The following is a 3425-nucleotide window of genomic DNA, read 5'->3' as shown; positions in this document are numbered from 1 at the left end:
TGCACTGGTCACGATGGCGACGAACCAGCCAAGCCCGAGCGCGAGCCAGCCACTACCGGCGACGAGGCCATCACGAAGTGTCGTTGCAGTACTAGGGAAGAGGGTCGTCGCTCACGCGATGACCGCCGCGGCTACAGAGCAAGCCCTTGAGGTCGGTGTGGATGGTTTGGCCCACCTCTTCGTGGACCAGGTGGCCAGCACACAGATCGTGAGTGCACTGGCCGATGCCAGTGTGTTCATCACTCCGTGCTTGGTGATGGACGCATCGTTGGTGGGACATGACGCTTCGGCGCTGGCCGCGGATTCTCGAGTCCGTTCACGACTGAGCCCACCGTGGCTTGAGGCGCTCGGAGGTAGTTTCGGCAATTACCCCGAGGGTCGGATTACCGACGTCTTTGAGAGTGCGCTCGCGCTCCATGAAGCCGGAGTCCCGATCCTCGTCGGTACGGATGCATCCCCATTGATGCACGGCGGGATCGTGCACGGAGCGAGCGTTCATCACGAAATGCAGCTGCTCGTCGAAGCCGGCCTCAGCCCGACGAGCGCACTGCGGTCCGCGACACGAATTCCTGCGGAGCAGTTCGGGCTTACCGACCGTGGGCGTATCGAGATCGGGAAGCGAGCCGACATCGCGCTGGTCGAAGGCGACCCCACCGCACGCATCCTCGACACCCTCAATATTCGGGGCATCTGGCGTGCCGGCGTGCGCCTGCAAGACGAACAGCACCAGGGTTGATAGAAGCGGACATGGCACACCCAGGTGGCGCAGGTTTGTCTGCGGAGTGCCGTGGCCCCACGGGGGCGTAGGGCGAGGGCGGCTGCGGCCGGGGATGCGATATGGCTTTGGAGGTAGCGAATGTACGCTCGGCACGGCTGGTATCGCGCCGTTGTAGCGCTGCAAGCAGCCGCGCTGCTCTGTTGACCAGAAGCTACTGAACACAGAGCGTGTCTGGACATGCTGGGTGGTGCGGGAGACCCGTGCCGGGTGAAATGTCTCCCGCACCACCAGAATCACCAGGGGACGGCGCCGTCTTCGTCGAAGAAGGCGCCGCGTGGGCCGTCGTCGGGCAGAGTGGCGAGCCGGATCGCGATCGTCGCACCTTGCTCGGGCGTCCGCGGCGCGTTGAAGCCGGTGAAGTCGGTCGCTACGTAGCCCGGGCAGCCCGCGTTGATGATGACGTTCGTATCGGCGAGTCGACGGGCGTACTGGGTCGTGATGCTGTTGAGCATGGACTTCGATGGCGCGTAGGCGGCCAGGATCGGGCCGCTCTGCCGCGCCAGCGAGCCCATATCGCTGGACATGTTGACGATCCGTGGCGAGTGTGCGCGGCGCAGCAGTGGGAGCATCGCGTTTGTCACCCGGACGACCCCGAACACGTTGGTGTCGAGAACGGTGCGGACGACGTCGAGGTCGAGCGTCGTCGGATCTTGCGCGCCGTCGTCGGTCCGGCCCGAGATGCCCGCGTTGTTGACAAGCACGTCGAGTCGTCCTGCCGTCTGCTCGATGGTCTTTGCCGCCGCGGCGACGCTGTCGTCGGAGGTGACGTCGAGGGCGACCCCGAACGCGTCGACACCTGCGGCCTGCAGCTGCTCGACGGCCTCCGCACGTCTGGCGTCGTCACGCGCCCCTACCGCGACCGTGAAGCCGATCGCTCCGAGGCCCTGCGCGATGGCGAAACCGATTCCCTTGTTCGCGCCGGTGACGAGCGCGGTTTTCGTGTCGTTCACACGGTCCATGCTCGCCGGGCCGAGCATTCGTCGTCCAACACCGGATCGGTTCGCTGTGATACCCCAGCGGTATCGGTTGGTAGGTTGTTCGTATGGATGACCTGGAGACCCGCGAGCTGCGGTACTTCGTCGCTGTCGCCGAGGAACTGCACTTCGGGCGCGCCGCCGGTCGGCTCGGGATCGCACAACCACCGCTCTCGCGCGCGATCAGCCAGCTGGAGCGGCGGCTCGGCGTCCAGCTCCTTGACCGGCATCGCCGTGGTGTGAGGCTCACCGATGCCGGCAGGGTGCTACTCCGGGAGGCCAGAGCGGCGCTCGATGCGGTAGCGGCGGCTGCGCGTCGGACGCGACGTGCCGCGGATCCGAAGCGGCCGTTGGTGCTCGCATCGAAGGCCGGGGCGTCCCACGAGCTGCTGCGACAGCTCCTCGACGCGTGCGCGAGCGAACCCGGTGCGGCACCGGTCGAGGTGCTCCTGTGCGAGGTCGGCGAGCAGGCAGGGTTGCTTCGCGACGGGAATGCCGACGCGGCACTGATGCATCGCCCGTTCGATGACCTCGCCGGCTTCGACACCGAGGACCTCTGCGTCGAAGGCCAAGTCGCGATCCTTCCCGCCGGGCATCCGCTTGCCTCACGCGATCAGCTCACGTTGGCGGATGTCCAGAACGTGCCGGACCTGCCGATCGCTCGATGGCCCCGGCTCGACGGGTCCTACCCGGACGGCCCCGGTCCGGAGGTGCACACGCAGTCGCAGCTCGCTCAGCTCGTGGCGCTCGGCGAGACACTGCTCGTCATCCCTGCCTCCAGTCGTGCCTGGCAATGGCCCGAACACGTCGCGGTGCCCGTCGCCGACGCGCCGAAAGTCACCACGGTGATCGCATGGCCGCCAAGCAGTCACTCCCAGCCGGTTGCCTCACTCGTCCGCACGGCGTCCGGGCTCTGCGGCACCCGTGAACGACGGTGAGCGCCTCAACCGCTTCGCTTCCTGCGTTCATCAGAATCGCGCTCGCGACGCCGTCGAAGAGATGATCGACTCGGGGTTCGAGCGAGGACTGGTCGCCGAGCCAGGCGAGCGCCGCTACCAACGCGAACAGCTCCGTGCCGTCAAGCTCGGTCCGCGCGACGCCCGCGTCCTGGGCGCGGATGAGGAGCCGGGCACCGGCGGCGCGCATGGCAACGCAGCAAGCATGGAGCGCGGACTCGGTGCCCCCGACGGCCGCTGCCATCAGCTCTGTCACGCCATGGTACTCGGTTGCGCACGCGACGCAGTCACGTAGCCAGGAAACGAGGGCGTCCTCGGGCGAGCTCGACGTCTCGAGTTCGGTTGCCTTTGCCGTCAGCTCGTCGAAGCCGAAGCTTGTTCGGAGCAGGGCATGGAGCAGCGTCTCCCAGGTCGGGCGGTGCAGCCGCTGTCCTCGGATTCAGGAACGTGGGTCGCGTTCATTATGCGCATCGAACTTGCGTACCTTGTTGTCCATCCGCGGCCCCCACTTCGTGAAGACCGCGACAACCTCAGGTTCGCTGAGATGCCGGTCTAGCGCTTCGTGTGAGTCCCACTCTTCCAGCACGGTGACAGTGCCCGTGGCTGCGTCGTCGACGCAGAATGAGGTGATCTCAGCGAGGTAGTAACTGGCGCATGAGATCTGTGGCATGGATGCGCTGAGATGAGGCGGAGAGCCCCTGGTAGGACTGGTCTCAC

5 protein-coding genes are annotated in these 3425 nt (G+C 66.5%); 2 read left to right on the top strand and 3 right to left on the bottom strand.

Annotation, left to right across the window (positions count from 1 at the left end; all coding sequences use genetic code 11):
* Window positions 1–736 (top strand): amidohydrolase family protein (locus tag LY13_RS25300; RefSeq protein WP_253831069.1); only part of this gene is annotated, 736 nt, incomplete at its 5' end.
* A 275-nt stretch (window positions 737–1011) separates the two neighbouring features.
* On the opposite strand, the gene LY13_RS25295 is transcribed toward LY13_RS25300, so the two are convergent.
* On the bottom strand, window positions 1012–1737 hold the full coding sequence (locus LY13_RS25295) for an SDR family oxidoreductase (RefSeq protein ID WP_253831068.1): 726 nt from the start codon (window positions 1735–1737) through the stop codon (window positions 1012–1014).
* Between the two features lie 83 nt (window positions 1738–1820).
* On the opposite strand from LY13_RS25295, the gene LY13_RS25290 reads away from it, so the two are divergent.
* On the top strand, window positions 1821–2690 hold the full coding sequence (locus tag LY13_RS25290; protein ID WP_301299639.1) for a LysR family transcriptional regulator: 870 nt from the start codon (window positions 1821–1823) through the stop codon (window positions 2688–2690).
* Here LY13_RS25290 and LY13_RS26260 read toward each other — a convergent pair.
* Entirely contained in the window at window positions 2590–3066 is a 477-nt protein-coding gene (locus LY13_RS26260) for an SbtR family transcriptional regulator (RefSeq protein ID WP_372493898.1), read from the bottom strand. The two genes, LY13_RS25290 and LY13_RS26260, sit on opposite strands and share 101 nt — an antisense overlap.
* Before the next feature lie 81 nt (window positions 3067–3147).
* Window positions 3148–3425, bottom strand: a 278-nt coding sequence (locus LY13_RS25280) for a putative quinol monooxygenase (protein ID WP_253831066.1), incomplete at its 5' end; no start/stop codon positions are given.

Source organism: Prauserella aidingensis (genome assembly GCF_024171865.1).
In the GTDB taxonomy this organism is placed as follows: Bacteria; Actinomycetota; Actinomycetes; order Mycobacteriales; family Pseudonocardiaceae; genus Prauserella; species Prauserella aidingensis.
The sequence above is the reverse complement of the archived record's forward strand: the minus strand, read 5'-3'. Positions and strand labels throughout refer to the sequence as shown.